The sequence below is a fragment of the Herpetosiphonaceae bacterium genome (genome assembly GCA_036374795.1).
Classification (GTDB): Bacteria; Chloroflexota; Chloroflexia; order Chloroflexales; family Kallotenuaceae; genus LB3-1.
The window spans coordinates 48,580-66,316 of record DASUTC010000077.1 but is presented as its reverse complement, the minus strand read 5'-3'; the positions used below and the strand labels follow the sequence as shown (position 1 = coordinate 66,316).

Genomic DNA, 17,737 nt, shown 5'->3' with positions numbered 1-17,737 from the left:
CCGCGCACGCCGGAGTTTTCGGCCATATCGGCCTTGTCCACTATGTCGAGGTACCACTGCGAGTAGTCTTGAGCGCGTGATGTAATGCCTTCTTTTGCCATAGTTAGCCCTTCCTTCTTAGTTTAGCGCGATTTGTCAATCCGAGTTTCGAGCTCAAAGTTTCGAGTTGGCAGCCCTTGATCCTCGTCCCTTTGTTCTCCTGTGCGCCGGGGTACCCTTTGGGTCTGGCACCCCGTTCCTTTGTTCTTGCCCGATTCCTGGTTCTTAGGGTATTCAAGAAATGATACAAACGCGATCCGCTCGATAGGATTGAATAGCCGAACAACTCGCATACTGCCTCCGATCCTGTTCGATCGCCTGCGGCGATCAATCAAAAAGCCCGTCCTGAGCAACCTGCTCAAGGACGGGCCATTCGGCTCGCGGTACCACCTTGGTTGGAACACACACGCGTTCCCTCTCAGCCTACGGCGACACAGGCCAAGCTGCATCGCGATAGGGTGTCCCGATCACGGGGGACGCACCGGCACACGTTAAAGCATCGAGGCGATGCTTGTTCGGCGGCGACTCTGGGGCGGGTTCGGCGCGCATCACCTGGCCGGACTTGCACCAACCTCCGGCTCGCTGGACGGCGAGGAAGCGCGTACTATTCCCCTTCAACGTCGTTCGTTATCTGCTTGTGGTGGAGACTATACCACCCGTTGTATAGAGAGTCAATGCAATCCGGCGATTAATCTCGCTCGCTGTGCGCAACACGGCAGGCAGATAGCACACAGATGGTGGACAGGCAGATCACGATCACGAGCAGCGCTACCAGCATGATGCAGCTCCTTTTGCACGGCGGGCTAGCCGCCGGAAGCATGGTATAACCAGAGTATAGAGATGCAAGGTGTCATACATGTTAAATATCGTTCAACCAATAGTTAGCGATCAGCAGCTTGCCGCGCTGAACGCACGGCTGGACACATGCACGGTCTGCGCTACGGCCAGCCGTCAGTACCGTCATGTGCCCGGCGGCGGCTGTGCTACGAAACCTCGGTTGATGCTGGTGTTTATCAATCCGACCGTGCGCAACTTCACCGCGCATGCCGATTGGCGGGGGGTGCGATTTCCGTTTGCCGGTAAGCCGAAGCTCTGGGAGATCCTCGCGACCGCAGGCTTTGTGCGGGCCGATCTGCCGGAGCGGATCGCAGCGCTGGGACGTACGCCGGAGATGGTCGAGCTACTGCTGCACGAGACTTGCCGACAACAACTCTATCTTACCAATGCTGTCAAATGCGTCGACGACGGCTCCCGGCTGCCGACGACCGCTCGCATCGCCGCTGCGTGGGCATTTCTACAAGCGGAGATCGCGCTGGTGCAGCCCCAGGCGATCGTGACGTTTGGCCTGATTCCATTTCGGCTGCTGACCGGCTGCAATGTACGGCTGGCCGATCAGTTGTGGGATGCGCAGCAGGGTCGCTGCACGTTCTTCTCGTCGCATCCGATCGACGGGCGGAGCTACTCTGTGTTTCCGTGCTACTTTCCAACGGGTCGCGGCAACCCCGTGGCGGCGACCAAGATGTTGATTGCGCTGCGCCAGCAGCTCACGGCGGAATGGCCGCTGGAGTCGTCGAAGCCCGCCGAGGCTTAGGCCAGCCCGGTGATCAGCGCCGCTGATCGCTTCGTGTACGCTCAGCGCTGCTGCTAAGGAGTAATGCCAGCCATGCTGCTGCTTCGTGTGCTTGTCTTTCTGGCGGGTGTGGTGATCGTCGCGGGAACGTTTCTGTCCGCGCTTCAGACCTTTGTGCTGCCACGCAGCACGCGCGATCCGCTGACGCGGCTGGTCTTCAGAGTATCGGCGGGACTCTTTGGCCTGGCGCTGTACCGTACCCAAACGTATGCCGAGCGTGATCGCGTGATGGCGCACTACGCGCCGATCACGCTGCTGGCGCTGCCTGCGGTCTGGCTTACGTTCGTGCTGATCGGCTACATGGCGATGTACTGGGCGGTCGGCGTTACCTCGCTGCGCCAGGCATTTACGCTGAGCGGCTCGTCGCTGCTGACGCTCGGCTTCGCGCCGGTGGTCAATCTGCCAACGACGCTGCTGGCCTTTAGCGAGGCGTTGATTGGTCTGGTACTGGTAGCCCTGCTGATCGCCTATCTGCCGACGATGTACGGGGCATTCTCACGGCGCGAGGCGGCGGTGAATATGCTGGAGGTCCGCGCAGGCTCGCCGCCCTCAGCCGTCGAGCTGATTGTGCGCTTTCACCGGATCAACCGCCTGCATCTGCTAAATCAGTTGTGGACCTCGTGGGAGATCTGGTTTGTCGATCTTGAGGAGAGCCATACATCGCTGGCCGCACTGGCGTTTTTTCGCTCGCCGCATCCTGAGCACTCCTGGGTCACGGCGGCGGGCGCGGTGCTGGACGCTGCGGCGCTGGTCAACGCGGTCGTGGCCGTACCGCGCGACTCGCAGGCGGATCTATGTCTGCGGGCGGGCTACCTGGCGCTACAGACGATCGCCGATTTCTTTCGCATCCCGTACGATCGCAATCCCGCGCCCGACGATCCGATCAGCGTGTCGCGGGCGGAGTTCGACGCGGCGTGCGAGCAGATGGCGGCGGCGGGCGTGGAGCTGAAGGCGGATCGCGATCGGGCCTGGCGCGACTTCGCGGGCTGGCGTGTCAACTACGATACGGTGCTGCTGGCGCTGGCAAGCCTGACGATGGCTCCTGAAGCGCCGTGGTCATCGGATCGGGTGATCCGCTATCGTCGCACGTCGTTTTTGCGCCGGAGTATGTAGCTGATCCTGTCTACGACGAAACCTCCTGGCAATCTAGCGCAGGAGGTTTCGCGGTATCAGCCTGAATGTAGCAGCGACGGATGGAGGGCTACGGCCTGGCGACGGTGATCGCCGTGCCGTTGCTGTCGCCGTCGGGATCGTGGTTGCTCGACGACTGGTAGGTGTACGAGGCCTGCGTCACATTCGTTACCGTAAACGTCGCGCTGGCGTTCTTGGTCGAGATGTTACCGCTGGTGACGCTGCACTGGCCGGAGGCGTTCGTCGTGCAGGTGCCGGTGCCGGTAATGCCGCCGCTCCACGAGCCGGTGACAGTCGCATTAGCGATTGCGCCGTGGCTCGCATCGTGGACGGTCGTCGTCACGGTAGCCTGCCAGGCGCGGCTGCTGACGAGCGCGCGGGTGGCGTCGAGGTCGCCGACGTGCATCGGGGCCGGTGGTGGCGGTGTGGTGAGCGCGCCGCCGTCGACAACCAGCGCAAAGGGCTGCGCGCCGTTCGGCACGTTGTAGCCGCGTACCTGGATCGTCCAGGTGCCGGCTGCCGCCGACTGGATGTACGCATTCTCGACGTTGTTGGTGCGATCCGCCGTGCCGCCGGTTGCCGACCAGCCGCCGCCGAAGACGTTGCCGCGATAGATCGTGCCGTTCGGCGCGGTGAGCGTCAGATCCAGGTCGTTGACCAGATTCTTGGTCGCGGCCTCGGTCGAAGCGTAGTCGCTCCAGACCAGCGAGACTTTGAGCAGAGCGCCGCCTGTGACGTTCGCCTGGTAGGTCGCGGTGCCGTTGGTGCTCAGGCCGGTCGTCTGCTCGACGAACTGGAGGCTGCCGTCGGTCGCCTTGGCGACGTTGACGCGGCCCCAGCCCTCGTGGACGTTGGGAATCGGATAGTCGTTGTCGCTCGCGCCGTCGTTGTTCTCGTCGAGCAGATCGACGGCGGAGTTGATCAGCGTGGCCTTGGTCAGGGCCGAGCTGGCGCTGACGCTATGCGCCTTCTGGTAGTAGTCGCGCACCACTGCCGCCGCGCCCGCCGTCAGCGGGTTCGACATCGAGGTGCCGCCGAAGTACTTGTACTGCCCGTTGACCGGCATGCCCCAGCCGTCGGACTGGAAAGCGTTGTTCTGCGGATTGAGCGGATCGCCGTAGCCCTCCTGGTGCAGGTCGGAGTAGGTCGAGAGAATCCAGGTGCCGGGGGCGACAACATCGGGCTTGATGCGTCCGTCGTCGGTCGGGCCACGGCTGGAGAAGGCCGCCATCTGCTCTTTGTTGCCTGCCGTCGGGTCGCTGGCGATCGGATTGGCGGGATAGTCGCTGCCCCAGCGCTGGCCGTACGTGCCCAGGAAGTTATTGAAGCCCATGCTGGCGCAGGTCTGGCCCGACTGGTAGCTGGTATCGCGCGAGGTGTAGGTCGTGCTGGAGTCGCACTCGTAGTGACCCTGGCGGTCGTTCTCGCTCGCGCCAACGGTGATCACGTTCTTGGCGGTGGCCGGTGAGCCGGTCGAGTCGTTGTCGATCTCACCGTTGGCATTGGCGTCGATGCCCTCGTTGCCCGCCGAGAAGGTGATCGTCATGTCGCGATGATTCCAGATGAAATCGTCGGCGTTGGCGCTATAGGCGGTGTAGTCGCCCGCCGCCGCGCTGCCCCACGAGTTGGCATGGATGCGCGCGTTGGCGTCGTACGCCTGCTGGAAGAGCTGGCGCAGATCGGCTGGCAGCCCCGTCAGGTAGTAATCGTCCATGTAGCCGTAGAAGTTCTTGCAGAACGACGACGTGCGAACCCAGTTCTCGGTGGCCTGGAAGACGAGCCGTGCTGCGGGAGCGGTGCCCTTGTTCGCGCCGCTGGCGTCGCCGTCACTGAGCACCGAGCCTGCCACGTGCGTGCCGTGACCGCTATCGACATCCTGCGCGCCGTCGTCGACGATCGTCTGGAAGCAGAAGTCGGTGACGCCAACCCAGTTATAAACTGCGGTGACACGGCTGGCGGGAATATCGCCATGCGCGCCCGTCGTGGTGCCGTTGCCAATGCCGGTGTCGGCGACCGCTACGGTCTGCGTCGAGCCGTCGTAGCCGCTGGCGTTGGCGGTATTCGCGCCCATGATCGCGCCCGCGCCGTACTGGTTGTGCTTCTCAGGCAGCAAGAAGTTCTCGACCCAGGCGACATCGAGCACCCGCGCAATCGCGTCGAGCTGCGCAGCGTCCGCCGCGACGACGAGGTAGCTGCCCTGGCGTCCGATCACCTGCGCGCTGGTCCGAGCAATCGCGGCGGCAGCCTGTCCGGCATCCGCGCCGCGCTCGACACGCACGTTGTAGAGCTGAGCGCCGTCGCGCTTGAGGTTCGGGCTGAGCTTGTAGGCCGGGTGGAACACGCCAACCCAGGCCACGTTGCCCAACTGCTCGACGCGGCGGGCCTGCGCCGGGTTCATGCGGACTTTGAACGCGAAATCTGGGATATAGTCCAGCAGCTCCGCGCCTGCGGCGCTGACCTGATCTTTCCATGCCTGCTCGACGGGACCACCGAACTGCACGATATAGTAGCCGCGCTCGCCTTCAGCGTATCCGGCGCGGGTCAGGCCGGGGGGAATCGCGGGCGCTTCGCCACGGGCAGGGGTGAATGTGGCGGCTTTCAGGCGGATCGGAGCCGCCTGACTCTGGGCGGTCTGGCTGGCCTGGCCGATGCCGGTGCTCAACAGGGTCGACAGCAAGAGGGCTGCCACGGCGAACAGGTAACGGGGGGAGTGCATCCATTCTCTCCTTTGGTTGTTAACGCCAGCTCAGGGCGCTACAAACTGAACGGATTAAGACGAGGGCATGACGAGGGGTACACGACTACACTGTGACGCTGATCAATCTCAGCGGCACGCCGACACAAAGGGTGTTATGTAGTGGGTTTCGATCTTGCAGAAGAGGGGGCGGAAATTGGAGATCGATTGAGGCGGATTATACCGACTCTTTGTTGATTAAGCAAGGAATGGTGTTAATCGTATTGCGATACGGGCGCTTAGGTGGATGCAACAAGTTGTTGTTCAGGCCCTCGCCCCCGGCGCTGCTCGCCGCCCCCTTCCCCGCGCTCAGGCGGAAGCCCGCCTGAGCGGCGACAGGAGATGGGGAAGTTGATCCTCTATGTTCTTCGCAGGCGAATCGGGCGTTAGATTAGCTCGACGGCCAGCGCCACAGCCTCACCGCCGCCCAAGCAGAGACTTGCGATGCCGCGTTGTCCGCCGCGATCTTGAAGCGCGTGGAGCAGCGTCACCAGCACGCGCGCGCCCGACGCGCCAATCGGATGGCCGAGCGCAATCGCGCCGCCGTTGACGTTGAGCCGATCCTGATCGAGGTCGAGCGCCTTGACGTTCGCTAGCGCCTGCGCCGCGAACGCCTCGTTAATCTCGAAGAGATCGTAGTCGTCCAGCCGGGTGTTCGTCTTCTCAAGTAGGCGCTGTACCGCGTACGGCGGCGCAGTGAACAGCTCCAGGGGCTTAACCGCAGCCTGGGCATAGCCCGTCACCCGCGCCAGGGGCGTCAGGCCAAGCTCGCGCGCCTTCGCCGCACTCATCAGCACCAGCGCCGCTGCGCCGTCGGTGATGCCGGGCGCGTTGCCAGCGGTGACGGTACCGCCCTCGGACTTGAAGGCCAATCGCAGCCCGGCCAACTGCCTGGCATCGCTATCGCGCCGGACAGGCTCGTCGGCCTCGATACGTGTCACCTGGCCCTTCTTGCCCGGAATCTCGATCGGCACGATCTCGCGGGCAAACTTGCCGCCGTCCTGCGCCGCTACCGCGCGCTGATGCGAGCGCAGCGCGAAGGCGTCTTGCTGCTCGCGGGTAATGCCGAACTCCTGGGCGACCCATTCGGCGCTCATGCCCATGTGATGGCACTCGACGGCGCACCACAGCCCATCGTGAACAGTCGAGTCGACGATCTCGCCGTTGCCGAGCCGGTAGCCGAAGCGGGCCTGCGGCAGCAGATAGGGCGCGTTGCTCATATTCTCCATACCGCCCGCCACGACAACCTCCGCATCGCCGGCGCGGATCATCGCCGCCGCCAGCATGACCGCCTTCAGCCCCGATCCGCAGACTTTGTTGATCGTCAGCGCGCCGACGCTGCTGGGCAGACCGCCCTTGAGCGCCGCCTGCCGTGCGGGAGCCTGGCCTTCGCCGGCTTGCAGCACGTTGCCCATGATCACCTCGTCGACGACCGACGGATCGATGCCCGCGCGCTCGACCGCCGCCTTGATCGCGTAGCCGCCGAGTTGTGGAGCCGGAATAGCGGCCAGGCCGCCGCCGAAACGACCGATCGGTGTGCGCGCACCGGAAACAATCACCGTATCACGATCTTGAAGGGTTGCCACAGTTGCCTCCCAAAAGATAAAACGCCCGCACTTCGACCTGAAGCTGGGCGTAACCCGCCTCAGCACGTCGCTGTGCTGCTGCGATTAATGACTTCGCAATCAAGTGTAACATGGCTGCGTATATCGCGCTAGAAGCATTTACCGCCGTGCTCTAGCCGATCGCGGGAGCCGCTCCGAGTTTCCGATTCGGAGGAAAAACCGCCAAAATCCGCACAAACATTTGCAAATCCGACTATTCAAAATCATGCGAATATTTCTGGAAAAGCTGTGGATAATGTGCAAAACTTTTTTCCGCAGATGAAATTCGGCAAGCACCTGCTGCATGTGCGCGACGGAAAAGGGCGATAGGTCGCCGGATCGGCAGGCGACAAACAGCTCCAGCCTCATGACGAAGCTGGAGCCTGGTGGATCGACGGCTGCGGCAGGCTAGAACAGCTCGCTCAGTTGTTTGACGATGCCCCAATCGCCTACGGGCGAGTAGAGCACATCGCGCGCGAAGGGCTGCGCCACATAATCTTGCACGCCCATCTCGATCCGGTCCTGGTTGCGGAGCGGCGCGCCCAGACCAAGCCGCAGCGCCGCCTGGTGGGTCGCCCAGTCGGGATGGTAGCTGCTGCCGGCGCGCTGAAACTGTCTGCTGAGCAGGACATCGCGGATCTCGGCATCGCGCGGCTCCAGCTGGGGCACGTCCAGCAGATTAGACAGCGGAAAGATCACATCCCACTGACCATAGGGGCTGATCAGCGTCTCAAGCGAGAAGATCTGCGCGACGTAGGACTCGCCGCCGCTCAACGTAAAGCGGAAGCTCTCGCTGAGCGGCACGCCGAGCGCGTTGCGGTCGGCATACTGGTGAAAGGCCCAATCGGCGTGATAGATCGCGCCGAGCAGCCGGTAGACCTCGTTGCGGAACGCGCTTTTGAGATCGCCGTCGGGTAGCTGGCTGAGCCGCCGTATATCGCCCCACACGCCCACGGGCGAGGCGACCGCATCGACGCCATAGACCTCGCCGACCCAATCGCGGCCCTCGGCGCGGAAGCGAAACATCGGCAGCAGCGGCGGCCCCAGGCGCTCTTTGACGGCAAACTGATGCATCGCCCAGTCGGGATGGTAGGTGTGGCGCGCCATGCGGTAGGCCGCCTCCATCAGCGCGGTGCGGAGGATCACATTCGGCGATGGCGGCGGCGTCGGCGGTGGATTGGGACCGGGCGGAATATCGCTGTAGACGCGGCTGATGAAGCTGTCCCAGGGAAAGCCGCGCGGATCGCTTTTGCGACCGGGCGGTAGCGCCACCTGTGCATGGCGGACGAGCCGCGAGCGCGGTATTTTGTACTGCTGCACCTTGTTGCGCACAAGCCAGAGCACGGCATCTTGCTGCGCCTGCGGATACGTATCGCGCCCATCGTTGAGATTTTCCATCTCGACGCCGAGCGAGAAACGATTACAGTCGCTCTCGCCCTGCCAGTACGAGACTCCGGCGTGCCAGGCAATATCTTTGTCCTGCACGAGCTGATAGATCTCGCCCAGCTTGGTTACATAATAGTGCGTGCTGACCAGATGGCGTCGATCGCGACCCGAAAGCGTCCAGAGGTCGCCGGTTTTGACACCGCCCGTGGCATGAAGAATCAGCATGTCGATGCGACGGCCCGGCTTATGTGTGGTGTAGGCGGAGGGTAGCGCAGGATACGAGATGATGCGATAGTCCATGCAGCGCTCCTGGTTGTGCGGCTACGATGAGCTATCCTAGAGCCTGCGCGGGCGCGTGTCAAGCGCGGATCTTGAGGCGACCGGCGAGCGCCGCGTGAGGCCCAAAAAATCCAACTGCTTGCACGACTGTGCTACACTCGTGAGACGATAATGTGAAACCCCTTGATCTGAGACGGACACGCATATGGCCTATCTACCGATTACCGAGTACGGGCTGATCGGCGATCTGCATACGGCGGCGCTGATCGGGCGTGATGGGCGGCTGGCCTGGCTGCCGTGGCCGCGCTTCGACTCGCCAAGCCTGTTTGCCGCGCTGCTGGACGACGAGCGCGGCGGCGATTGGCTGCTGGCTCCGACCGAGATTGTTGCAAGCCGCCAGGCGTACGACGGCGAGACAGCGGTTCTGGTGACAACCTTTGAGACAACAGGCGGAGTCGCTGAGCTATGGGATTGGATGTCGCCGTGGGATGGCGTAGCCTCCGGCCACGATCTCTGCCGCGTGCTCCGCTGCACATCGGGAGAGATCGAGGTTGTTTCGCGCTTCTCGCCGCGCCCGAACTACGCCCGCGATCTGCCGACGCTGACGAGCCAGCCCGGCTACCTTGTGTTCGAAGCGCACGATCTGACGCTGCATCTGGCCTGCAAGCAGAGCTGGGAGATCGCCGACGGCTCCGCGACATTTCGTACTCGCCTGCGCCAGGGCGAGGAGATCGGCTGTGTGCTCAGCTCCGGCGTCGAGATCGTGCCGGTCGGCGCGGTTACGGCAGACCTGGAGGCGACGCGGCGCTTCTGGAAGCGCTGGATCGACCAGTGTACCTATGCCGGGCAGTGGGCGGCTGCCGTGCGGCGCTCGGCGATTACGCTCAAGCTGCTGACGTACGCGCCCAGCGGAGCGATCATCGCCGCGCCGACGACATCGCTGCCGGAGTGGATCGGTGGGGAGCGCAACTGGGACTATCGCTACACCTGGCTGCGGGATTCGTCGCTCACGCTGGACGCGCTGTGCGCGCTGGGCTACCACGAGGAGGAGGGTCACTTCTTCCGCTGGCTCGACGAGCTGGCGCAGAAGTTCGCGTCGCCGTTGCAGATCATGTACGGTGTCGGCGGCGAGCAGGATCTAACCGAGGTCACGCTCGACCACCTGGAAGGCTATCGCGGCTCGCGTCCGGTGCGCATCGGCAACGCGGCGTACTGCCAGCATCAGCTCGATGCGTACGGCGGCGTGATCGACGCGGCCTATGCCTACTCCCGCCACCGCAACCTGCTATCGCCGCAGGAGTGGTCGAGCCTGCGCGACGAGATCGACTACGTCTGCGCGCACTGGCACGAGCCGGATCAGGGCATCTGGGAGATGCGCGGCCCGCCTGCGCAGCATACGTTCTCCAAGCTGATGTGCTGGGTCACGCTCGATCGCGGCGTGAAGCTGGCCGAGAGCGAACGCTGGGAGCAGGCGTTGCCGCGCTGGCGACAGACCCGCCAGGAGATCCGCGAGAGTATTTTGCAGCACGCCTGGAACGATCAGCTTCAGTCGTTTACCATGACCTACGGATCGACGGCGCTCGACGCCAGCCTGCTGATCCTGCCGCGTCTCGACTTCTTGCCGCCGACCGACGCGCGCGTACGCGCGACGGTGCTGCGCATCAAGGAGGCGCTGAGCCAGGGCGCGCTCGTGTATCGCTACCGCACCGACGATCATCTGCCGGGCGATGAGGGCACGTTCCTGCTGTGCTCGTTCTGGCTGGTCGATGCGCTGGCCGCGATCGGCGAGGTCGCGGAGGCCGTGGAGCGCTTCGAGACGCTGCTGTCATACGCCAGCGCCCATCATCTGCTCTCGGAAGAGATCGACCCGGCCAGCGGCATGGCGCTGGGCAACTATCCTCAGGCGTTTAGCCATATCGGGCTGGTCAACAGCGCGATTCTGCTGTCGCAGGTACGCTAAACAAAGAACAAACAAACAAAGAACAAAGGGGTTAGAGCGGGTATGGCTCGCTGTCCTTTGTTCTCTGTTCCGTTGTTCTTGGTTCTCGGCCCTACCCAAAAATCCGCACCAGCTCGGCCTGCTGCTCGCTTTTGACCAGCGCGATGATCTTGTCTCCGGCCTGAATCTTCGTGTCGCCGCGTGGGAGCAGCACCTCGCCGCCGCGCAGGAGCGTCGCCAGCACGCAATCGCTGGGAAGCTTGAGCGCCTCGACGCGGCTACCGATCACGTGCGACTCAGCGGGAATCGTGACCTCCGCCAGCGAGATCTGGCCGCCCTCAAGCTTGAGCAGCGGCACCAGATCGCCCATGCTCAGCTCCTCATGGATAATCCGCGCCAGCAGCGACGAGTGCGAGATCGCGATGTCGACGCCCATCTTCGGCGTGAAGAGCCACTCGTTTTTGGTGTGATTGACGCGGGCTACCACGCGCCCGACGCGGTACTCGTGCTTTGCCAGCTTGGCGACAACCAGATTATCCTCGTCGTCGCCGGTGACAGCGACGACCGCATCCATGCTCTCGATTCCGGCCTCGCGCAGCGAGAGCGGATTACAGCCGTCGGCGCAGATCAGTTGCGCCTGGGGGATCGCCCGCTGCAACTTGGTAAACACCGCATCGTTGATCTCGATCATGGTCACGTTGTGCCCCTGGTTACTCAGCACGTTGACTAAGTTCGTGCCGACTTTGCCGCCGCCCACAACTAAGATATTCACAGTCACACCTCCAGGGGGGAACGCTCTGATCATCTGGATGAATATGCATCCGACCAGGATTCTAGCCTTTTTCGTACGGCTTGCCAACCGCCGCCGGTGGTCGCGCCCGCCCGATGATCCCGGCCAGCACGATCAGCGTGACGATATACGGCAGCATTTGCAAAAACTGACGCGGCAGCCCGAAGTTGAAGCCCTGAATCTTGATTTGCAGCGCGTCGGCGGATGAGAAGAGCAGCGCCCCGCCGAACGCGCCCAGCGGCGTCCACTTGCCGAAGATCATCGCCGCCAGCGCGATAAAGCCACGTCCGTTGGTCATCACATCGTCGAAGCGGAAGGTCGACTCCAGCGAAAACCACGCGCCCGCCAGCCCTGAGATCAGCCCGCTGCCGACGACGTTCCAGAAGCGCAGCCGGTTGACGTTGATCCCGACCGTATCCGCCGCCTTGGGCTGCTCGCCGACCGCCCGCGTGCGCAGGCCCCAGACCGTGCGGAAGAGCATCAGGTTGACGACGAAGACCAGGATCAGCATCAGGTAGGTGATCGGCGGGTGCGAGAACAGCACCGGCCCCAGGATCGGAATGCGCCACAGGCCGGGGATCTGCTGCCTGCCGAGCGCCTGAGCGACAATCTCGGCGCCGCTGCGCTGCTCGTAGGGCACGATAAACGCGCCGCGCAGGTAGCCCGTCGTGCCTACCGCCAGCAGGTTGATCACCGTTCCGCTGATGATCTGATCGACCTTGAAGTTGACCGAGAGCACCGCGTGCAGCGCCGAGACGACGGAGCCGGTCAGCATCGCCGCAGCCACGCCCAGCCAGGTATAGCCGGTCAAGATCGCCGCGATATAGCCGATACACGCCGAGAAGAGCATTGTGCCCTCGATGCCGATGTTGACCACACCCGATCGCTCGCAGATCAGGCCGGCCAGCGCGCCCAGTGTGATCGGCGTTGCCAGCCGCACCACGCGCGCCAGCACATCGACCAGATCGACGCTTGAGCCAGCGACCGCCCACAGCAAGATCGTGAAAAAGGCCAGGCCGATCAGCGCGCTCACGTACAGCACGATCCAGCGGAGCGGCTGGCGAATGGCGATATAGATCCCCGCCAGGCCCAGGAGTGTCTGGATCACGATCACGGTCGGCACCGTCGGCAGCGGAATGCGCGCCAGGGGTTGCCCGATCTGCCCGCCCGGCTGCGGAATGGTCAGCGTCGAGACTTTGCCGGGATCGACCCGCGAGACGACGACGGCGATCAGCCCGATCGCGATGATCACGCCAAGCGCGCCTGCGATGCGGGCGCGCGTCACATTGCCGCGCGTCGAGGCGGTGACGGTGGTCTGTGGCTGGCTGAGTGTCTGTTGCATGTTACTTGCCCCACCCGCGCGAGAAGATCATCCGGTCGCTCTCCGACTGGCGCAGCCTGAAGATCCAGCGCACGATCTGATCGGCGGCGACAAAGATGATCGCCAGCGCCTGCACGATTCGGATCAGGTCGCTGGAGATGCCCGCCTGCGCCTGCATCATCCCTTTACCATTGTTGAGTGCGCCCCAGAAGATCGACGCCGGAATAATCGCGATCGGATTACTCTTCGCCAGCAGCGCGATAGCGATACTGTCGAAGCCGTAGCCGCTCGAAAAGAGCGATTTGATGTTGCGCTCCAGGCCCAGCGCCTGGCCGGTGCCCGCCAGCCCTGCCAGCGCGCCGGAGACGAACATCGCCAGCACGAAATTCTTGGTGATGCTCATCCCGGCGTAGCGCGCGGCCTCAGGGTTGGCCCCGACCGTGCGAATCTCGAAGCCGGTCGTCGTGCGGTTGAGCAGCCACCAGATGAACCAGACCGCCAGCAGCGCGATCAGGAAGCCCAGGTGCAGCCGCAGGTTCCAGGCCGGATCGCTGGTGACGATCAAGGGCCGGTAGGTCTGTCCGCCCGTCAGCCCTGGACTCTCGACCGGGCCGATGAAGCGGGGTAGCGCCGCGCTGGCCTGAATAAACGGCGTGCGTTGCAGTGAGGCGGTCGGGTCGCGCAATGGCCCGCTGACGATCAGATAGTCCATCAGCCGGAAAGCGATAAAGTTGAGCATGATCGTCGTGATCACCTCGTGCGCGCCGGTTTTGGCTCGCAGGTAGCCCGGAATCGCCCCCCAGAGGCCACCGGCCAGCGCGCCCGCCAGCAGCGCCAGCGGCAGATGGATGATCATCGGCAGGCCCGTGACGGCAAAGCCGACCGTGACGGAGCCGAGCGCGCCCATGAAAAGCTGGCCCTCCGCGCCGATGTTGAACAGGCCGCACTTGAAGGCGAAGGCGACCGCCAGGCCTGCCAGGATGTAGGGCGTGGCCTCGACCAATGTGTTGGCGATAGCGCCCCGGCTGCCGAGCGCGCCCATGAACAGGCCACGATACGCCGCGAGGACGACCTCCAGCCGCGTGCCGCGATTGGCGGGCGCTGAAAACCAGATAATGACCGCGCCGATGACCAGCGCGATCACGATCGCGAGCAACGGCACCAGCGCGCCGCGCACCAGCGAGATTGCCCAGCTTCGCCGTGGCGCTAACGGCGCGTTAATGGGAACGGCCATCTGCACTCTCCTCTGTAATGCCTGCCATCAGCAGACCAAGCCGTTCGCGTGTCGCTTGGGCGCGTGGCAGCAGCGCAAGTATGCTTCCTTTATACATCACGGCGATGCGGTCCGACAGCGCGAGCACCTCGTCAAGCTCAGCCGAAACCAGCAGAACTCCTACGCCCTCGTCGCGCTGCTGGATGATCGAGCGGTGAATGAACTCGATCGATCCCACGTCGATGCCGCGCGTGGGCTGCGACGCGACCAGCAGCCTGATCGGACGGCTGAACTCGCGCGCGACAATCACTTTCTGCTGGTTGCCGCCGGAGAGCGATCCCGCTGAGGTCCAGATCGAGGGCGTGCGAATATCGAACTGCTGCACCAGCTTTTTGGCCTGCTCCTCGATCTGCGCGCCGATGATCCGAATGCCCTTCGCAAACGGCGTGCGATAGTAGGTCGAGAGCACCAGATTGTCAGCGATGGGATACGCCAGCACCAGGCCGGTGCCTTTGCGGTCTTCGGGGATGTACGCGACGCCGATCTCGGTGATCTCGCGCGGCGATGCGTCGGTGATCGGCTGTCCCTCAAGCTCGATCGAGCCGCTGACGATCTCGCGCAGCCCGTTGATCGCCTCGACCAGCTCGGTCTGTCCGTTGCCCTGCACCCCGGCGATGCCCAGCACCTCGCCCGCGTGGACTTCCAGCGACACATGGTTGACCGCGATCTGGCCTCGGTCGTCCAGCACCAGCAGATCATTGATGTGCAGCACGGGCGCGCCCGGATGCGCTGGCGTTTTCTCGACGGTCAGCACGACATCGCGGCCAACCATCATCGAGGCCAGCGAGCGCTCCGTCGCCTCCTGCGGCAGCGCCGAGCCGACGACTTTGCCGCGCCGCAGTACGGTGATCCGATCGGCGATCTTCAGCACCTCTTTGAGCTTGTGCGAGATAAAGATGATCGACTTGCCGGAATCGACCAGCGAGCGCATCACGCGGAAGAGATCTTCGGCCTCCTGCGGCGTCAGCACGGCGGTCGGCTCGTCCAGGATCAGAATATCGGCCTTGCGGTAGAGCGCCTTGAGGATTTCGACGCGCTGCTGCACGCCCACCGGCAGATCGTGAACCAGCACATCGGGCGGAACGTGCAGGCCGTACTCATCGCCGAGCCGACGAATCCGCTCGTTGGCGGCGCGCTCGTCCAGCAGCGGCCCGGCGACGACCTCCGTGCCGAGCATGATGTTTTCGGCGGCGGTCAGCGTATCGACCAGCGCGTACTCCTGGTGGACCATGCCCAGGCCGAGCGCGATCGCATCCGCCGAGTTGCGGATCGTCACCGGCTTTCCGCCGACTAGGATCTCGCCTTCGTCGGGTGCGTACAGCCCATACAGGATATTCATCAGCGTCGACTTTCCAGCGCCGTTCTCGCCTAAGAAAGCATGGATCTCGCCTTTTTCAAGCGTGAAGGAAATATGGTCGTTGGCAAGAACACCTGGAAATTGTTTCGTAATATTGCGAACTTCGAGCGCGGGTGGCTGTTGCACGGTGTGGCTCTCCCTCAGCGGCACAAGGTTGCGTAGCCGTATTGTAGCTTAAGTTGGGCCGCCTGGGTAAACAAAAAAGAGGCGTTGATACGCCTCTTTTTGCTCAGCCTACCTATGCGCGCCGCTTATTTGACTTCGACGTTGGTCTGGATGCTGCCGTCGGCCAGGCCCTTCTTGACCTCATCGACCTTGGCCTTGATCTCGGCGGTGACAACGCTCGACGCATCGTGCGCCTCGGCATAGTCGACGCCGCCGTTGGCCGCGTCGCCGACGTACTGCTCGTTGCTGAAGTTGCCGTCGACCACCGACTTGATCGTGTCGAACACGGCGTTGTCAACGCGCTTGATCGCGCTGGTGACAAGCTTGTCGGCACCTTCCGCCGAGCCCTTCTTGAAGGTGGTGTTGTACTCGTCCTGGTCTACGCCGACTACGTACGCGCCTTCCTGAGCCGCCGCCTGGATCGCGCCCGACCCGGTCTGGCCGCCAGCGCCGAAGATCACGTCCGCGCCCTCGGCGATCTGCGAGCGAGCGGCCTCGCCGCCTGCCGCCGGATCGGTGAAGCTGGGCAGATAGACCTGGAGCACGTTGATGTCGGCCTTCTGCGCCTTCGCGCCCGCCTCGTAGCCCTTGACGAAGCGCTGCACCGCCGGAACCTGCTCCACGCCGCCGACCACGCCGATCGTGTTGCTCTTGGTCAGCAGCGCCGCCATCGTGCCGACGATGTAGCCCGCCTGGTCTTCCTTGAAGAGCAGCGGCTTCACGTTGTCGGGCGCGCCTTCGGGAGCGGCATCGACGATCGCGAACTTGACGTCTGGAAAGCGCGTGGCAATCGCTTTGATCGCGTCGCCCATCAAGAAGCCGACGCCGATCACCAGATCGTACTTCGCCGAGGCGAACTGCTCAAGGTTCTTCTCGTAGTCGGTCGGCTGCTGCGTCTCGATGTAGTCGACCTTGATGCCCAGCTCTTGCTGCGCGCGCTGCAAGCCCTCATAGGCGAACTGGTTGAAGGTGCCATCGTTGATCTTGCCGACATCCGTCACCAGCGCCACGCGGATATTGCTGGCATCGCCGGACGCGCCGCCGGTGGCGGTTTCTTGGGCAGCCGCCGTCATCGTCTCGGCGGGCGCGGGCGATGCTCCTGTTTCTGTAACAACCGGGGATGGGCTAGCCTCGCCCGCCGGTGATGTGGCGGGGCCTGTCGTGGTGGTGTTTCCGGTGCCAGCATCGCCGCCGCCGCACGCCGCCAGAATCGGCAGCAACAGGATCAGCAGTAGGACACCGTACAGCGATTTACGCATAAAGCGGTCCTCCCTTGGAGACAACCTAAATGACGGCTGGATACGTTCCAGCCGCGAGCCATTATAGCACAAAGGTCTTGGCAAGCTCCTACATCACCTATCGCGCCGCCAGGCTCAGCGGATCAGTGTCTCGATCTTATCCACTGCATCGGCGGCGACGCTCATGTGGATGATGTCGCCCTCCTGAAGGGTCGTGCCCTGCGTCGGCACGAACGCTCGTCCGCCGCGCACGACCGCAAAGACGTTGATCGAGCCGCTGTAGAGCAGATCACGCACGGGACGCCCGGCTACCAGGGCGGAGACGCGCGCCTGCATCACCTGCACCTCGCCATTGCCCAGCTCTTGCGTCCCATGCAGATCGCTGTTGAGCAGCATGCGCTTGATTTTATGCGCGCCCCAGGAGGTTGAGCTGATGGTGCGGATGCCAAGCCGCCGGTAGATCTGCTCGCGCTGCGGATCGTAGATCCGCGCCACGACGATCGGCACTCGAAACGTGTCACGCGCCACGGTTGCCGCGATGAAGTTGGAGTTGTCGCCGCTGGTGACGGCGGCGAAGGCATCCGCGCGCTCGATGCCGGCCTCACGCAACACATCGCGATCGAAGCCGATGCCGGGAACGGTGCGTCCCCGAAAGCCGCTGCCGAGCTTGCGGAAGGCCGTTGGATTTTTATCGACGACCGTCACCTGATGCCCGTCTTGCTCCAACAGATGCGCCAGCAGCACGCCGACGCGACCGCATCCAACAATTATCGATTGCATGTGCGTTCCTCAATCTCTTCGAGTTCCAGGTTTCGCGTTTCGAGGTGAGGCCCTCACCCCCGGCCCCTTCC

At 63.6% G+C, this 17,737-nt stretch carries 12 protein-coding genes; 3 read left to right on the top strand and 9 right to left on the bottom strand.

Translation table 11 applies throughout. The annotated features are described in order from the left end of the window. Positions 1 to 895: 895 nt before the first annotated feature. Positions 896 to 1,630, top strand: coding sequence for a uracil-DNA glycosylase family protein (locus tag VFZ66_05480; protein ID HEX6288619.1), 735 nt, complete (start codon positions 896 to 898; stop codon positions 1,628 to 1,630). A gap of 72 nt (positions 1,631 to 1,702) precedes the next feature. After that, the gene (locus VFZ66_05475) at positions 1,703 to 2,782 is read left to right on the top strand and encodes a hypothetical protein (GenBank protein HEX6288618.1); all 1,080 of its coding nucleotides are present in this window, start codon (positions 1,703 to 1,705) and stop codon (positions 2,780 to 2,782) included. Between the two features lie 88 nt (positions 2,783 to 2,870). Here VFZ66_05475 and VFZ66_05470 read toward each other — a convergent pair whose 3' ends face one another. From VFZ66_05470 to VFZ66_05460, 3 genes are all read right to left on the bottom strand, one after another. Next, positions 2,871 to 5,516, bottom strand: coding sequence for a S8 family serine peptidase (locus VFZ66_05470; GenBank protein ID HEX6288617.1), 2,646 nt, complete (start codon positions 5,514 to 5,516; stop codon positions 2,871 to 2,873). A gap of 404 nt (positions 5,517 to 5,920) precedes the next feature. Then, complete coding sequence (locus VFZ66_05465) at positions 5,921 to 7,120, bottom strand: acetyl-CoA C-acetyltransferase (GenBank protein ID HEX6288616.1); 1,200 nt, start codon at positions 7,118 to 7,120, stop codon at positions 5,921 to 5,923. A gap of 426 nt (positions 7,121 to 7,546) precedes the next feature. Then, a complete protein-coding gene (locus VFZ66_05460; GenBank protein ID HEX6288615.1) occupies positions 7,547 to 8,824 on the bottom strand; it encodes an N-acetylmuramoyl-L-alanine amidase in 1,278 nt (425 codons plus the stop codon). Positions 8,825 to 9,008: 184 nt separating this feature from the next. Between VFZ66_05460 and VFZ66_05455 the strand changes: the two genes are divergently transcribed. Then, positions 9,009 to 10,763: a glycoside hydrolase family 15 protein gene (locus VFZ66_05455; protein HEX6288614.1), complete on the top strand. Its 1,755-nt coding sequence runs from the start codon at positions 9,009 to 9,011 to the stop codon at positions 10,761 to 10,763. 91 nt (positions 10,764 to 10,854) lie between these two features. On the opposite strand, the gene VFZ66_05450 is transcribed toward VFZ66_05455, so the two are convergent. The 6 genes from VFZ66_05450 to VFZ66_05425 form a co-directional block, all read right to left on the bottom strand. Then, a complete protein-coding gene (locus tag VFZ66_05450) occupies positions 10,855 to 11,514 on the bottom strand; it encodes a TrkA family potassium uptake protein (GenBank protein ID HEX6288613.1) in 660 nt (219 codons plus the stop codon). 61 nt (positions 11,515 to 11,575) lie between these two features. Then, positions 11,576 to 12,874: an ABC transporter permease gene (locus tag VFZ66_05445; GenBank protein HEX6288612.1), complete on the bottom strand. Its 1,299-nt coding sequence runs from the start codon at positions 12,872 to 12,874 to the stop codon at positions 11,576 to 11,578. A 1-nt stretch (position 12,875) separates the two neighbouring features. Then, entirely contained in the window at positions 12,876 to 14,087 is a 1,212-nt protein-coding gene (locus VFZ66_05440) for an ABC transporter permease (GenBank protein ID HEX6288611.1), read from the bottom strand. Further along, a complete protein-coding gene (locus VFZ66_05435) occupies positions 14,071 to 15,609 on the bottom strand; it encodes an ABC transporter ATP-binding protein (protein HEX6288610.1) in 1,539 nt (512 codons plus the stop codon). The genes VFZ66_05440 and VFZ66_05435 overlap by 17 nt, the downstream gene beginning before the upstream one ends. Positions 15,610 to 15,734: 125 nt before the next feature. Further along, entirely contained in the window at positions 15,735 to 16,907 is a 1,173-nt protein-coding gene (locus tag VFZ66_05430) for a BMP family ABC transporter substrate-binding protein (GenBank protein HEX6288609.1), read from the bottom strand. Positions 16,908 to 17,021: 114 nt separating this feature from the next. After that, the gene (locus VFZ66_05425) at positions 17,022 to 17,666 is read right to left on the bottom strand and encodes a TrkA family potassium uptake protein (protein ID HEX6288608.1); all 645 of its coding nucleotides are present in this window, start codon (positions 17,664 to 17,666) and stop codon (positions 17,022 to 17,024) included. Positions 17,667 to 17,737 lie beyond the last annotated feature (71 nt).